This is a genomic window from Bacillus sp. OV166, from assembly GCF_900177675.1.
Lineage (GTDB): Bacteria > Bacillota > Bacilli > Bacillales > Cytobacillaceae > Neobacillus.
Map to the genome: position 1 here is coordinate 3,655,098 of NZ_FXWM01000001.1, position 14,602 is coordinate 3,669,699.

At 39.2% G+C, this 14,602-nt stretch carries 11 protein-coding genes and 1 pseudogene; 2 read left to right on the top strand and 10 right to left on the bottom strand.

What is annotated here, in order from left to right:
• Nucleotides 1-20: 20 nt before the first annotated feature.
• From nirD to nirB (CCK98_RS17775), 4 genes are all read right to left on the bottom strand, one after another.
• Nucleotides 21-344, bottom strand: a complete 324-nt coding sequence (gene nirD, locus CCK98_RS17760) for a nitrite reductase small subunit NirD (protein WP_088087779.1) — start codon at nucleotides 342-344, stop codon at nucleotides 21-23.
• A gap of 30 nt (nucleotides 345-374) precedes the next feature.
• Nucleotides 375-2,789 (bottom strand): nitrite reductase large subunit NirB, encoded by a 2,415-nt coding sequence (gene nirB, locus CCK98_RS17765; RefSeq protein ID WP_088087780.1) that lies wholly within the window; start codon nucleotides 2,787-2,789, stop codon nucleotides 375-377.
• A gap of 91 nt (nucleotides 2,790-2,880) precedes the next feature.
• Complete coding sequence (locus CCK98_RS17770; protein ID WP_088087781.1) at nucleotides 2,881-5,028, bottom strand: molybdopterin oxidoreductase family protein; 2,148 nt, start codon at nucleotides 5,026-5,028, stop codon at nucleotides 2,881-2,883.
• A 56-nt stretch (nucleotides 5,029-5,084) separates the two neighbouring features.
• A complete protein-coding gene (nirB, locus tag CCK98_RS17775; protein ID WP_088087782.1) occupies nucleotides 5,085-7,460 on the bottom strand; it encodes a nitrite reductase large subunit NirB in 2,376 nt (791 codons plus the stop codon).
• 367 nt (nucleotides 7,461-7,827) lie between these two features.
• Between nirB (CCK98_RS17775) and CCK98_RS17780 the strand changes: the two genes are divergently transcribed.
• The gene (locus CCK98_RS17780) at nucleotides 7,828-9,033 is read left to right on the top strand and encodes an MFS transporter (protein WP_088087783.1); all 1,206 of its coding nucleotides are present in this window, start codon (nucleotides 7,828-7,830) and stop codon (nucleotides 9,031-9,033) included.
• 151 nt (nucleotides 9,034-9,184) lie between these two features.
• Here CCK98_RS17780 and CCK98_RS17785 read toward each other — a convergent pair whose 3' ends face one another.
• On the bottom strand, nucleotides 9,185-10,036 hold the full coding sequence (locus CCK98_RS17785) for a DUF2935 domain-containing protein (RefSeq protein ID WP_088087784.1): 852 nt from the start codon (nucleotides 10,034-10,036) through the stop codon (nucleotides 9,185-9,187).
• A gap of 345 nt (nucleotides 10,037-10,381) precedes the next feature.
• Here CCK98_RS17785 and CCK98_RS17790 point away from each other — a divergent pair, with 345 nt between their 5' ends.
• Nucleotides 10,382-10,999, top strand: a complete 618-nt coding sequence (locus CCK98_RS17790; protein ID WP_088087785.1) for a YitT family protein — start codon at nucleotides 10,382-10,384, stop codon at nucleotides 10,997-10,999.
• 7 nt (nucleotides 11,000-11,006) lie between these two features.
• On the opposite strand, the pseudogene CCK98_RS17795 reads toward CCK98_RS17790, so the two are convergent.
• From CCK98_RS17795 to CCK98_RS17815, 5 genes and pseudogenes are all read right to left on the bottom strand, one after another.
• Nucleotides 11,007-11,168: pseudogene (locus tag CCK98_RS17795) on the bottom strand (adenylyl-sulfate kinase); the annotation flags it as partial.
• A 57-nt stretch (nucleotides 11,169-11,225) separates the two neighbouring features.
• A complete protein-coding gene (gene sat / locus CCK98_RS17800) occupies nucleotides 11,226-12,395 on the bottom strand; it encodes a sulfate adenylyltransferase (RefSeq protein ID WP_088087787.1) in 1,170 nt (389 codons plus the stop codon).
• A gap of 42 nt (nucleotides 12,396-12,437) precedes the next feature.
• Complete coding sequence (locus CCK98_RS17805) at nucleotides 12,438-13,139, bottom strand: phosphoadenylyl-sulfate reductase (RefSeq protein WP_306298991.1); 702 nt, start codon at nucleotides 13,137-13,139, stop codon at nucleotides 12,438-12,440.
• A gap of 28 nt (nucleotides 13,140-13,167) precedes the next feature.
• Nucleotides 13,168-13,713 (bottom strand): histidine phosphatase family protein, encoded by a 546-nt coding sequence (locus tag CCK98_RS17810; protein WP_088087789.1) that lies wholly within the window; start codon nucleotides 13,711-13,713, stop codon nucleotides 13,168-13,170.
• Nucleotides 13,704-14,465 (bottom strand): phosphosulfolactate synthase, encoded by a 762-nt coding sequence (locus tag CCK98_RS17815; protein WP_088087790.1) that lies wholly within the window; start codon nucleotides 14,463-14,465, stop codon nucleotides 13,704-13,706. Before CCK98_RS17815 ends, CCK98_RS17810 begins: the two co-directional genes overlap by 10 nt.
• Nucleotides 14,466-14,602 lie beyond the last annotated feature (137 nt).

A 14,602-nucleotide genomic window follows, 5' to 3' on the forward strand; every position in this document is an offset into this window, starting at 1 on the left:
AAGACCTCCATTTTACTGAACTAATCGATTAAGAGAAATACTTCTTCCCCTTCTATTCTGGTTTTATAGGTTTTCACACACCCTGCATCCGGCTCTTGTACCTTCCCATTATCCAAACATATTTTCCAATCATGCATGGGACAGAAAACAAATTCGCCGCTTACCATTCCTTCGCTCAAAACCCCGCCTTTATGTGGACAGCGATTTTCAACGGCACGCACGCTACCATTTAATAATTTAAATACAGCCACTTCTTTATCCCCGACACAAACAGTCTTTCCTAATCGTTCTGGAAGATCCCGTACAGAACCGATCGACACCGCTTCAACACTTTTCTTTGTCATTTGACTATTTCCTCCTTTAAATGTAAGTACTTACGACATTACTACACTCTCAAACAATTCTTTTCTTACTTTTTCATCCTCTGTTATTGTCTTCCATGGGTCCTTAATTACAGATAATGCGTCATCCATACGTTTATTTAATTCTTGACGTTTTCCCTTATCATCAAGAACCGTTCGTACATGTGTTAACCCCACACGTTCAATCCATGCCGAAGTACGTTCTAAATAGTTGGCTGTTTCACGGTAATATTGAAGGTACGCACCGGTAATTTCCACCGCCTCTTCTGATGTTTTCACGGTGTATAGTAAATCTCCCCCGCGTACATGGGTTCCGCCGTTCCCGCCGACATAAAGTTCCCAGCCCCCGTCAATTCCAATAAACCCAATATCTTTAAACCCCGACTCCGCACAGCTTCTCGGACAAGCAGAAACGGCCATTTTCACTTTATGAGGTGTTTGTAGTCCTTCAAATTTCTTCTCGAGGTCGATTCCCAGCCCCATGGAATCTTGGGTTCCAAAACGGCAGAACTGTTCACCGACACATGTTTTCACTGTACGTAGTGATTTTCCGTAGGCAGATCCTGAAGGCATATCCAAATCAGTCCATACTTTTGGCAAGTCTTCCTTTTTTACCCCGAGTAAGTCAATCCGTTGTCCTCCTGTTAGTTTTACTAATGGTATTTCGTATTTATCTACCACGTCAGCAATCCGGCGTAGGTCTTGTGAATTCGTTACACCACCGTACATTCGTGGTACAACAGAATATGTTCCATCCTTTTGTATATTGGCATGCATCCGCTCATTGACAAACCGGGACTCTCTTTCGTCCGTATATTCAATCGGATGGACCATCCCTAAATAGTAATTCAAAGCAGGGCGGCATTTTGAACAACCTTCTTCAGTACTCCACCCAAGAACATTCATCATTTCTTTGATATGGGTCAAACCTTTGGTTTTAATCTCTTCCACTATTTCATCTCTCGAAAAATGAGTGCAGCTGCAAATCGCTTCTTTCTGTAAAGTGCCGTCATACGCTGACCCAAGTGTATGTTGTAACACTTCTGCCACAAGTGGCTTACATCCCCCGCAAGACCGAGAAGCACTGGTACAAGCTTTGATTTCATCAACTGATGAACAACCCTGATTCTGTATCGCTTGGATAATAGTTCCTTTGGTTACACCATTACATCCGCAAATAATGTCCTCCTCACTCATGGAAGCTACTAAACTGCTCCCGAAATCATCATTTAGTGGCTGTAAAAGTGATACCTTCGTGGTAAAGGAGACATCTGCTTGCTTTTGAATCATCGAAAAAAGGCGATTTCCATCACTGCTATCACCAAACAGCACGGCGCCAACAATTTTATTGTCTTGAATCACGATCTTCTTATAAATGCTGTCATTTCCATCAAAGACTTTAATGGCTTCCTTTCCTTCACCTTCCATAAAATCTCCGGCAGAGAATACCTCGACCCCAGAAACCTTCAGTTGTGTAGACAAAACGGAACCATGATAGCCATTGGTCTTCGCTCCGCAAATGTGATGAGCTAATACTTTTCCTTGGTCAAACAATGGTGCTACAAGACCGTATACCGATCCGTTGTGTTCGGCACACTCTCCTACAGAGTAAATATTAGGAACACTCGTTTGTAGGAAATCATTCACGACAATACCGCGATTAATAGCAATACCACTTACTTTGGCCAATTCGATATTTGGCTTAATACCAACAGCCATCACGACTAAGTCTGCATCAAGGACCGTTCCATCGCCAAACCTTACACCTTCTACGCGGTCATCTCCAACAATTTCTTGCGTTTGTTTTTCTAATAAAAACTTCATTCCTTGTTTTTCTAATTCCGACTGTAATAGTTTCCCTGCCTGCGGATCTAATTGTCTTTCCATCAAATAAGGGGCGAGATGTATAACAGAAACATCCATTCCTAGGTTTAAAAGTCCTCTAGCAGCTTCGAGCCCGAGTAATCCGCCGCCAATTACGGCCGCTTTTTTATACTTCCTCGAGGCCTCAAGCATCACTTCGGTATCCCTGATATCCCGAAAAGCAGTCACACCGATCTTTTCAGCTCCTGGAACCGGAAGAATAAATGGGAGTGACCCTGATGCAATGATCAACTCATCATACGGTTCGATTCTTCCTAAGTCAGTTACAACGACTTTCTTCATCGGATCAACTTTGATCACTGTTTCACTTGTAAACAACTGAATATTGTTTTCTGTGTACCAATCCCAGTCATTAAGCGTAATGTCTTTTACCTCCGTATCACCTTGTAAAACCTTTGAAAGCAGTATTCTATTATAATTCGGATGTGGTTCGCTTCCAAAAATGGTAATCTCAAATAACTCCTTAGATAGTTTTAAAATCTCTTCAATGGCTTTAACTCCCGCCATTCCATTACCTACAAGAACCAACTTTTTCTTATTCACGTTAGGTTTCCTCCCTTAGAATGTTTCTTAAACTATAGCACAGAGCATTCAATAACTAACTCAATGTGTAAGGTCTTCTAACATAGAAATTTTAATTTAGGAAATCCTTTACTGGACTTACCTTTACAACACTAACTTTAAATCCAGGCATTTTACAGGCAGGATCCAATTCTTTTGAAACGAGGAGATTAATATTTTGTGAATCTGCCCAGTGAAAGGGAACAAAAATGGTATCATGACGAATCGTTTCCGACCATTTGCTTCTAACCACTATACTTCCTCTTCTGGATTCAATTTTCACTAATGATTGATCATGGATCTGAAATTTCAATGCGGTTGCAGGGTGAATTTCCATAAATGGTTCCACATTCCTTGCCGCTAAGGCTGGACTTTTTCTTGTTTGCACTCCTGTTAAGTAGTGTGACATGACTCTTCCTGTTGTTAAATAGAGTGGAAACTCTTCAGATAGTTGTTCTTTTGGAACCTCAGGGATGTTCGGTACAACCACCATCGCTGCCTTTCCATCTGAATGGGCAAAGGATGTCTCAAACACTCTTTTCGTACCTCTATGGTCAGGAGCTGGGCATGGCCATAATATTCCGCCTTCCTTTCTAAGACGTTCATATGTCATTCCAAAATAATCAGCATTACCCCCACAGCTTGCCATTCTTAATTCAGTAAAAATTTCCTCAGCAGATGAATAGGAAAAATATTTTTCTTTTCCAAGCACACGGGCAATTTCGCAAATGATTTGCCAATCATGCTTCACTTCTCCCGGACAAGGATAGCTTGCTTCCCGTAATGTTACCCGCCCCTCTACATTCGTCATCGTTCCTTCATCTTCTAGGTAGGAAGAAGCCGGCAATATTAAATCGGCTAATCTTGCTGTTTCTGAAACAAACAGCTCCACCGCGACAAAAAATTTTAATTTTTTAATTGCCTCTTTGACGAAGTGGGCATTTGGATTGGAGACCATCGGATTGGAACACATCAGGAACAAGCCCTGAATTTCACCTTCATGGATTTTCTCGATCATTTCATAGGCAGAAACACCTTTACGTGGTAAATCGTCCTTGTTAACTCCCCAGACACTGGCCACATATTCTCGATGTTCTTCATTCTCAATCGAACGGTATCCAGGCAGTTGATCTGCTTTTTGGCCATGCTCTCGCGCCCCTTGGCCATTTCCCTGGCCTGTAATAGCACCATAACCGCAGCCCGGTTTGCCGATTTTCCCAGTTGATACCAGAATATTTAGGAAATTACGGACAGTCATCGAGCCATTTGTGTGCTGCTCTACCCCTCTCGCTGTAAATATCATTCCTGTTTCTTCTTTACCAAACCTTACTGCCGCTTTGCGAATGAGTTCAATTGGAACGCCGGTTATCTCTTCAATTTCCTCTAAATTAAGGGATAATACATACTCTCTAACTTCTTCAAATCCGTTCACGCGTTCTTGAATAAAATCCTTATCAACATAATTTTCTTCAATGATAACTTTCAATAACCCATTAGCTAACACAGCATCTGTTCCCGGTTTAGGTTTTAAATGCAAGTCTGCTATTTTCGTTGTTGCTGTTTCCCGAGGATCGATAGCGATAATATAGGTACCATTATCTTTCGCTTTTTCAAAATAGGGCATAATCGTTGGCTGACATTCAGCAATATTCGTCCCGGCTAATATAATGCAACGAGTCGATGGAATTTCTGCCAAGCTGTTCGTGAATCCTCGGTCCAACCCAAAGGTTTGACTTGCCGCCGAAGCAGCTGCAGACATACAAAGGCGTCCATTATAATCAATGTATTTTGTTTTTAAAGCAACCCGGGCGAATTTACCCAATAAGTAAGCTTCTTCATTTGTGATTGACGCGCTCCCATAAACAGCTAAGGCATTCAGTCCAGATTCCGCCTGGATTTTAGTAAAGTTTTCTTTAATTTCATTCAAGGCCGTCTCCCAAGAAACACGAACAAATTCTCCATTTACTTTTAATAATGGATATTTCAAACGGTCCTTATGAAATGCATGTTGATGGGCGTTCATACCTTTAATACATAAACGCCCCTCCGAGGTTGGATTCTCTTTACCAATGGTTATATATTTTTTTCTCGTAACAATCGATTGTTCAATCAATTGCATTTTACATTGCATACTGCAGTATGGACATTGAGACTCGTATTTTTTTTCTGATTTCACTTCTTGTTCCTTTGTACGAAAATACTTTAAAAATGCTTCCGTCAAAATAGCTCACCCTTTTCTCACCTTTTTTCGTAATAGTTAACTTTAACGAACGTTCCTTACAGGACGGTTGATGACCTGGAACTTTTTACTAAAAGCTTTTTGCGTAAGAAACGATCTTTCTCTAACCGCAGCAATAATTGCTGGCGATGTTCTAAGTCAAAGAGAATTTCGCGCACATGCACTAAACCAACTCGTTCGATCCATTGCCATGTACGTTCAAGGAAATTGGCCGTTTCACGGTAATATTGAATAAATGCACAAATAATTTCGATCACATCATGATTCAATGATTCAAGGCATAATAACTCTCCTGCGCGTACATTTCGTCCGCTGCTGCCACCGACATAAATTTCCCAGCCAAGACCTGTTCCAATTACACCAATATCTTTCGTAGTCGAACCTGCACCATTATGCATACAAGCAGATATGCCCATTTTCACACGGTAGGGCGTGGTGAGAAATTCCAAATTTTTTTCGAGACTGACAGCCAGTTGAATCGAAGATTGTTTGTCACATCGGCAAATATGTTCACCGATACTTGTTTTAATATTTTGAACCATATTTCCATAAGTCGAACTAACATCCATGTTCAAATCAGCCCAAACATCAGCCAGGTCCTCTTTCTTCACCTCCATCAAATGAATTCTTTGTTCACTTGTTATCGCAACATTAGAGATTCTATATTTCTCAGCAACATTGGCAATCGTTCGCAATTGTTCTGCTGTCGTTTTCCCGCCGTACATCTGTGGGACAACGGTGTAAGTACCATCTTGTTGAACAATTGCATTCATTTGTTCGGATACAAAAAGTGTTTCTTGTTGGCTCTCATACTCCGGATAGATCATTCCTAAATAATAGGCCAAGGCAGGACAACAGGTAGTACATCCTTCCTTACTTTTCCAATCAAGCACCTCCATTACTTCTTGTACCGTAGTGCAGCTTTGCAATTGCATCTCATAAACCACTTCATCCTCTGTTAATGATGTACAAGGGCACATCGATTTTTGTTCAATGACCTCATCAAATTCATCGCTCTGGATATAGGAAAGAAGATCGGATACTAACGGTTTACAGCCGCCGCACGAGCTGGACGCCTTGGTGCACTTTTTTACTTGTTCCACGGTCGTTAAACCATTTTTTAGAACCGCTTCAATAATGGCCCCTTTCGGCACTCCGTTACAATTGCAGATCATTTCACTATGTGCCATAGAAGCGATGGAATCTCCACCTCCACTTAAAGATTGAAACAAAGTAACTTTCTCTACGTCCGACACATCTTGTTTTTTCATGATCATATCTAGCAATCTTGTACGATCCCTTGTATCGCCAAATAAAACGGCGCCAACTATTTTAGAATCTTCAAAGACAAGCTTTTTATAAACGCCAGCTAACTCATCATGAATTTCAATTGATTTAAGACCATCATCACAAGTAAACTGACCAGCCGAAAACACATCCACACCCGATATTTTTAATTGAGTGGAAAGAATAGTTCCTTCGTATCCTTTAGATTCCAACCCGCAAAGACGTTTGGATAAAATCTTCCCTTGGTCATAAAGAGGTTTTACCAATCCATAGACAATTCCTCGATGCTCCACACATTCACCAACAGCATAAATATTCGGTATATTCGTTTCCATATAATCATTAATGAGGATGGCACGGTTAGTTTCGATTCCACTTTCCTTTGCTAACTGTATATTCGGTCGCACCCCTACTGCCATTACAACCAAATCAGCTTCTACTTCGGTACTGTCCTTAAATGACACTTTTTCCACGCGCTTGCTTCCCCAAATCTCCTTTGTTTCTTTTTCAAAAAGAAAATGAAATCCTTGCCTTTCTAACTCTGTTTGCAACAATTTCGCTGCGCTTTCATCCAGTTGTCTTTCCATTAAATTTCGGGCATTATGAATCACTGTTACTTCCATACCAAGATTGAGCAAACCTTTGGCAGCTTCTAAACCTAAGACTCCACCTCCAATGACTACCGCTTTTTTATGTCGCTTCGCTGTTTCAATCATTTTCTGACAATCTTCCATGGTACGAAACGTGATGACTCCTTCTTTATCAACACCTGGCAGAGGAAGCTGAAATGGAACAGAACCTGTTGCGATAATTAGTCGGTCATAAGGAACCTCCTGATTTTTATCCGTCTTAACAAGTTGTTTTTCGGTATCAATTATTTTCACCGTTTCTCCGGTAAACAGTCTGATATTCTGTTGGTTATACCAATCACGATCATTGATTGTAATATCTTTAAACGATGTATCACCCTGCAAGACGGCTGACAATTGGATCCGATTATAGTTAGGGTGTGGTTCGCTTCCGAAAATCGTAATGTTAAAGGAATCAGGTGAATGCTTTAAAATCTCCTCAATGCACCGCACCCCTGCCATTCCATTACCTATCAGTACGAGTTTTTGCTTATTCATTCTAAAAGCCTCCGTATGTTCGATATTTGGGTAACTGCAACGATAAATATCACCTATTATTCCATAAAACTCATCAAAAGAAATTCAGTGTGTCACATTTTCTAACACAATAAGTTTTATGTTAGAGTTCCTTACACGCTATGAGACATCTCCTGTTTCAATACGTTATTGTTTAACAAAGCAAGGGAAACACAAATACCAACAATGTTAAGGAGGGAAAGTGATGAAAAACAATATCGGTTTATTTTCATTCTTGGTTTTACTAGTAAGGGTCATGTTTTCAAAAAATAGCTGTTTTGAATGGTAATAAAAGTAAAAATGTATATTGGAAGTTAACTATGATACAAATTGAAGGGAGAACAACATTATGAGGTTATCAGATCTAAAAAAAAGCGGGCATACGCCATCATTAGCAGCGTCATTTTTATATTTTGATGTTAGTTTCATGATTTGGGTGATTTTGGGGGCACTAGGGGTTTATATAACAAAGGATTTTGGACTATCTCCCGCTCAGAAGGGTTTCATCGTAGCTGTTCCAATCCTAAGCGGATCGTTTTTCCGGCTCATCCTTGGAGTCTTAACGGATCGTATTGGTCCTCGAAAAACAGCAATAAGCGGGATGCTCGTCACTATCATCCCGCTAGCTTGGGGCTGGTTATTCGGACAGACGTTAACCGAACTTTACTTGATAGGAATCCTACTCGGAGTAGCAGGAGCAAGTTTTGCGGCTGCCATACCAATGGCAAGCCGTTGGTACCCGCCACACTTACAAGGACTAGCGATGGGGATTGCAGGTGCTGGGAATAGCGGAACACTTTTTGCTACATTATTCGGTCCGCGTCTTGCAGAAAATATTGGCTGGCATAATGTAATGGGATTAGCTATTATTCCTCTTTTGATTGTATTTATCTTGTATATTCTTCTTGCGAAAGATGCACCTTCACAACCAGCAGCAAAACCGGTGGTTGAATATTTGAAAGTATTTAAACAAAAAGATACATGGTTTTTTTGTTTGCTTTATAGTGTTACCTTCGGAGGATTTGTCGGTTTGTCCAGTTTCTTAAGCATCTTTTTTGTGGATCAATACGATTTATCAAAAGTAAGAGCAGGTGATTTTGTCACTCTTTGCGTAGCAGCAGGAAGCTTTTTCCGGCCGGTTGGGGGTTTCATAGCCGATAAAATCGGCGGCGTACGTCTTCTGACCTTTTTATTTATCGGGGTAGCTCTTACTATGTTCGGCGTGAGTCAGCTTCCATCTTTGGCTATTGTGACAACCTTATTGTTTTTCGGAATGCTCTGCCTAGGAATGGGAAATGGTGCAGTCTTTCAATTGGTTCCACAGCGCTTCCAAGAGGAAATTGGAATGATTACCGGGATTGTCGGAGCAGCTGGCGGGGTTGGCGGATTTTTTGTACCAAATATACTTGGATCACTTAAGGAAATTACCGGAACGTACGGATCTGGATTTATCGTTTATACAGGGGTTGGAATCACGGCTTTAATAGTGTTACTTATTGCACAAATGTCATGGCGAAAAACCTGGTCGCCAAAGGAAGCCTCCATAAAAAATTAGAGATAATTTTTTATGGACAGCTACTAAATAGTATTAAATAGTAAGAAAAAGAAGCAGAACCTGAAGAAGGCTATTCTTGAACCTAAATGGGTCCTAGAATAGCCTTCTTCAATTTAACTGCTTCTTTGTATATGATGCATTCACCCATCTTCTAAATTCTAGGTTGTGGGTTACCACTTGTAAGATGCGCATCAAACATATCAATAATTTCAAGAAATCTATCAGCCTCACGAAAAACATGGTCTGCTAATAGTGGATGGATGATACTCTTTATTTTACATTGCTCAATTAAATCACGTGCCGTTTTCTTGAAGTCCCGTAGAGAGGAGACCGACACACGATTCTGATCCAGGAATTGATCTAAAAGAGGAACGGTTTGAGATTGTGGTTTCATAGATTCTAAGTCTCTTGCTTGATACATCAATTGATCAAAGTCATTGCTGAAATTTTGGGCTATATCAATTAACTTCCTTTCGGATGGATCTAGTAGATGACCAATAAATTTAGCATGGTCTGCCATAATTCTTAGGAAGAAGACATTTTCCTTTATTATGGCATCTGGAAGGGGTTTTAATTTACCTTCGTTTAATTCCACTAATCGTTTTCTAAAATAATTAGCTTCTCTACTTGTATGATCAACTAATAGTGGAAAATTATTTGCCCCCGGCAATTTACATGTAAGTATTAAACCTAGTACTTTTCGTTTAAATGCAAAAATGCTGGTTGCAGCTTGTTGTACTTCCGAATTAAATCTTCTTATTTGTTCAGGATCTGCTTGATTGGAAGTGGAATGTGCAGTTTGTTCGATGCGTTCAAACAATTGATAAAATTGATTAGCCTCTTGGATTAGTTGAGTATCCTCTGCTCTAAAGCCTAATCGAAGAAATAAAGAATGCTCTTTCATGATCCTAGACCAAAAACGAATTTCATTTAACGATCGCTCAACAAACATTCCGGATGTAACACCTGTATCAGGATGTTGTAAGTTTTCATTCCCATTCATTCAAAACCCCCCCAGTAAATACTTCATTCGTTCTATTCTTATTAATAAATTCATATAAATATACCGCAATAAAAGGTTCAAAAGTTTCCCCCTTAAAACATAATGAAATAAAGCGGAATTTCATGGATTATAAATGAAGTTAACATACATACATATATTTATTATTGTAGAAATGATAAATTAGGGGGTATAATAATGGGTTTTTATTGGGTTGGCCTTGTTTTTGGTTGTTAATTGTACATATTCCTTTTTTTCTTCTCATAAAATGGACAAGGAGTGATAGTCCTGAGGAGGTATTTATGTGGAAGTGAAAAATACAATTGATATGGTTTATTTCTTTAAACTATGAAAAGAACTTATTTAACCTATTTCTGCATTTTATTTGGGGCTACCCTTCAGGGCATGTCGATGTCCTTGTTTTTATTTCCTCACTCCATCCCTTCCGGAGGGGCAGCGGGACTTGCGATCTTGGTAAATCACTGGTTTCATTTATCTCTTGGTTTCTCTTTATGGCTATCTAATATTGTTTTTCTACTTTTCGCTTTAAAGTATTTTGGATACACCTGGACCATTCGAACGATTCTTTCGGTTGCTATTACCTCCACGACCGTAACTTTTCTAACAGCCCTAGTTCCACATATTCATATCCATATTATGGTGGATATACTATGTGGAAGTGTTTTCTTTGGTATTGGTGTAGGATTATTGATTCGAGCGGGGGCATCCAGCGGCGGAATGGTCATTCCAGCATTAATGATCGCTTCCTATAAGAAATGGAGTCCTGGAAAAGTAATGATGGGAATAAACTTTTTGATTTTTTTATTAACCGCCCTTGTGATTGATTATAAAATTGTTATTTTCGCGGTTATTTGCCAATTCTTTTCGACGAATATCATTGATTTTATTTTTGAATTAAAATTACAAAAAATAAGAATCCTAACGACAAATTGGAGAAAAAGATAAGAAGATCCTAAAGAATCTTCTCTTCCTTTAAATAGGCTAAAATTTTTTCAACTGATAGATCAAGTGTCATTGTATTAGTTTCAATCATGATTTCTGGATCAATTGGAACCTCATACGGAGAGGATATTCCCGTAAAGTCAGGGATTTCTCCATTTCTTGCTTTTTTATATCAGGCCGCATCTATTTCCCATTTCATCTCCCCTCTATTTTTTACAAATGGTTCGACTTAAGGGGTCTCCAAACGGCGGGTTTCATCTAAGTAAGCTTCTTTCATTCCTTGGATTAGAATTTCGACCACTTCAGGCCGGCTAAATTCCTTTGGCGGCTGTTCCCCGTTTTTTAACATACCTCTAACCTTTGTACCTGATAAAATTACGTGTTGCTGTGAATCATGAGGACATGTTTTTTCAGAGGCCATGTTTTCACATTTTTTACAATAAAAGCTATGTTCAAAAAAGAGCGGTTTAATGCCGAGTACTTCGTCAGTGAAGTGACTAAATATTTTTTGGGCATCATATGTTCCATAATAGTTTCCTACTCCAGCATGATCTCTCCCTACTATAAAATGAGTACATCCATAATTCTTCCGGACGATGGCATGAAAAATAGCTTCCCTAGGTCCAGCATATCTCATCGCGGCAGGAAAAACAGAAAGGAACACCCGATCTTTCGGGTAATAATTTTCGATTAAGACTTGATAGCTTTTCATACGGATTTCACCGGGAATATCATCCGATTTGGTCTCACCCATCAACGGATTTAAGAAAAGCCCATCGACAGTCTCTAATGCTGTTTTTTGAATATATTCATGGGCCCGGTGCACGGGATTTCGAGTTTGGAAACCTACTACCGTATTCCAACCTAATCTCTTAAACTGCTTCCTTGTTTGAATGGGGTCCAAATAATAGCTTTCAAACTTACTTTTCTCAGGTCTTTTTATCAGGGTAATGGGACCTCCGAGATAGATATCCGGTCGTTCTAACAGCCTTTTAACCCCTGGGTGATGAATATCGGTTGTTCTGTATACCATCTCAGCTTCAAACTTTTTATCAGGGATAAATAATTCCTTCACATCCATTACACCATACACAGTGCCATTATGGATTAGATTGATCATCTCACCGGTTTTAAGTTCCTTCGCTTTATCTTTGTTGATAGCTAATGTAATCGGTAACGACCACGGGAGTCCATCGGACAATCTCATATTTCTAACGACTGAATTATAATCAGATATACCCATAAACCCTGTAAGCGGACTATAGGCACCATTTGCAATTAACTCCAAATCACTTAATTCTAAATTTCCTAGTTCTACATAATTACGAGTGTAATCAATTGGAGTATTTAGGTTGATCCTATTTACCAATTCACCCCCATGGGGGACACTTTCACTCATTTTACTCCCTCCCTAATCTCTTGAATTTGCCTTTGTAGCATATTATGTTTCATGTAGTCCGCATTCAGTTTTCGATTGACCAGCCCACCGTCCGGAACGGGAGTCTCTTGAATCTGCGACAGGCTTTGTACAGGGAGCACAGCCAATACTTGGGTACCCTTTATCGTGTAAGGGATTGTAGGGTAAATGATTTAGATGAATATAAGTCATAATGTCTTCCCATGACCAGTGAATGAGGGGGCATATTTTTATTTTCTTAAATTTTTCATCCTTATTTATATATTGGGTGTTACTCCTTGTGGAAGATTGATCTCGCCTTAGACCTGAGATCCATGCTTCAACATCCTGTAATGCTTCCTTAAGAGGAACCACCTTTCTTAAATGACAGCACAGATTGGGGTTACTCTGCCACAATTCGTCTCCATACCATTTGGTTTGTTCATCCAACGATATCCTTGGTTTAATAAGATTGATCTGCAGCGATGGGTAGCTGTTCCTAACTTCCTCAATTAATTGATAAGTTTCTGGAAAGTGGAGGCCGGTATCGAGGAAAATTATTTTCGCATGTTTATTTACTTTATGAATTAAATCGATTAAGACCATTCCTTCAGCGCCAAAGCTGCACGAATAGACAATTCTGTCTCCATAATTTTGGTATGCCCATTTTAATATATCTAGAAAATCACGAGGATGGTCCAAAAGGGTACCTACCTTTTTTTCATCCCAATTTTCATACGTCAACAGATCAGACAATTAAGGTCACCTCGACTTTCTATTCACGAAGATTGGAATTCAATGCGAGTGTAATACAGGCATTGTTTTCTACAATTATTTTATTCATGTGATTAACATCGCCAAACTGCGAATAAGAAATCATTGCCCTAATCCACGATCCATGGCCAAACACTAAAATATTGGACAACTTTTTATATTTTTCAATAAACAAAACAACCCTATCTTCTAAATTCTTAATACTTTCTCCTAAAACGAGATCTTTTGGATTATGAATCCAAAGCTCACGATATTTCTCGAAAAGTTCTTCCTTTGGACGCCCTTCAAATGGACCAAAATCTAATTCATCTAATAAACCCTCTGTTTGGCATACGTGTCCATACAACTGAGCTGTTTGATGAGTTCGTTTTAGGGTGCTGGCCAAAACAAGTTCAAATGGTGCTAATTGTTTTAGCCGCTGCGCATTCTCTTCGATTCCTAAATATAATTCATCTGTTAATGGGGATAGTTCTATATCTCTCCTGCCTTGCAGCCAGGTTTTTTTATTCCATTCGGTGGGGAGATGTCTGATTAGCGTTATTTGCATTCATTTCCCTCCAAAAAAAATGTTTCACTTCTAAGACCACAGCGTTGCGCTTCTAATATTAGAACATCTCGTATTTTCACATTTCCTAAATTGACATTCGGTCCAATTTCTTTAATAAAATACATTTGATGTTTTGCCGATGGTGCTTCAAAGATGATTTTTTTGCTGTCAACATCGCTAACCAACTCTTGTATTAAATCGGACTTAAGATCACCACATTTTTCATAAATACCTGATGTCCCAGATTCTCTCCCTTCTGTAATCACATATTCACAACCGGCTTCTAAGAAGATCGATATTTCTTCTTTCCACCCAGAAATAGACATTTCCTGATTAGGATCTTTGGAACCAACCTCGGCGATGATATGAAAGTCATTTTTTAATTGTGAAATTAAACGAAGGCGTTCATTTATCGGAATATCTAGTGTCCCATTAGATATTTCAAGCCATTCAATCCCTAAATCCTGTAAAAAGGATAAGTATTCAGGAATTTTTTTTTGGTAAAAGCATTTTTCAAATAATGTACCGCCACAATAAGTCCGAATATGATATTCCTTGTACAGCTGAACCTTTTCCTTTATGTTTGGCGTTACATATGCTGAACCAATCCCGATCTTAGCTATATCAATAAAGCTGCCATAATCAGCTAAGATATTCATTAATTCTCCCAGCGGGGTCCCTGAATCGATCACAGATGTTAGACCGTATGATCTACTTCCTGAAGTCCTTTCAGGAATGGTTAAAAAACTCATAGGGAATGCGCCTCCTCTATTTTTCTAGAATAGATTATTCGAAAAATGGGTGAATGTGTATATAATGGGCATTATTCCTAGGAAGTAAGCAATTGCGATTGTATAATCTGCTGTCTCATTCCAAATAATAATAGGGC

Coding starts and splice junctions, on each gene's coding strand:
- nirD (WP_088087779.1), bottom strand. CDS start 344: ATGACAAAGAAAAGTGTTGAAGCGGTGTCGATCGGTTCTGTACGGGAT.
- nirB (WP_088087782.1), bottom strand. CDS start 7,460: ATGAATAAGCAAAAACTCGTACTGATAGGTAATGGAATGGCAGGGGTG.
- CCK98_RS17780 (WP_088087783.1), top strand. CDS start 7,828: ATGAGGTTATCAGATCTAAAAAAAAGCGGGCATACGCCATCATTAGCA.
- CCK98_RS17785 (WP_088087784.1), bottom strand. CDS start 10,036: ATGAATGGGAATGAAAACTTACAACATCCTGATACAGGTGTTACATCC.
- CCK98_RS17790 (WP_088087785.1), top strand. CDS start 10,382: ATGAAAAGAACTTATTTAACCTATTTCTGCATTTTATTTGGGGCTACC.
- sat (WP_088087787.1), bottom strand. CDS start 12,395: ATGAGTGAAAGTGTCCCCCATGGGGGTGAATTGGTAAATAGGATCAAC.
- CCK98_RS17810 (WP_088087789.1), bottom strand. CDS start 13,713: ATGCAAATAACGCTAATCAGACATCTCCCCACCGAATGGAATAAAAAA.
- CCK98_RS17815 (WP_088087790.1), bottom strand. CDS start 14,465: ATGAGTTTTTTAACCATTCCTGAAAGGACTTCAGGAAGTAGATCATAC.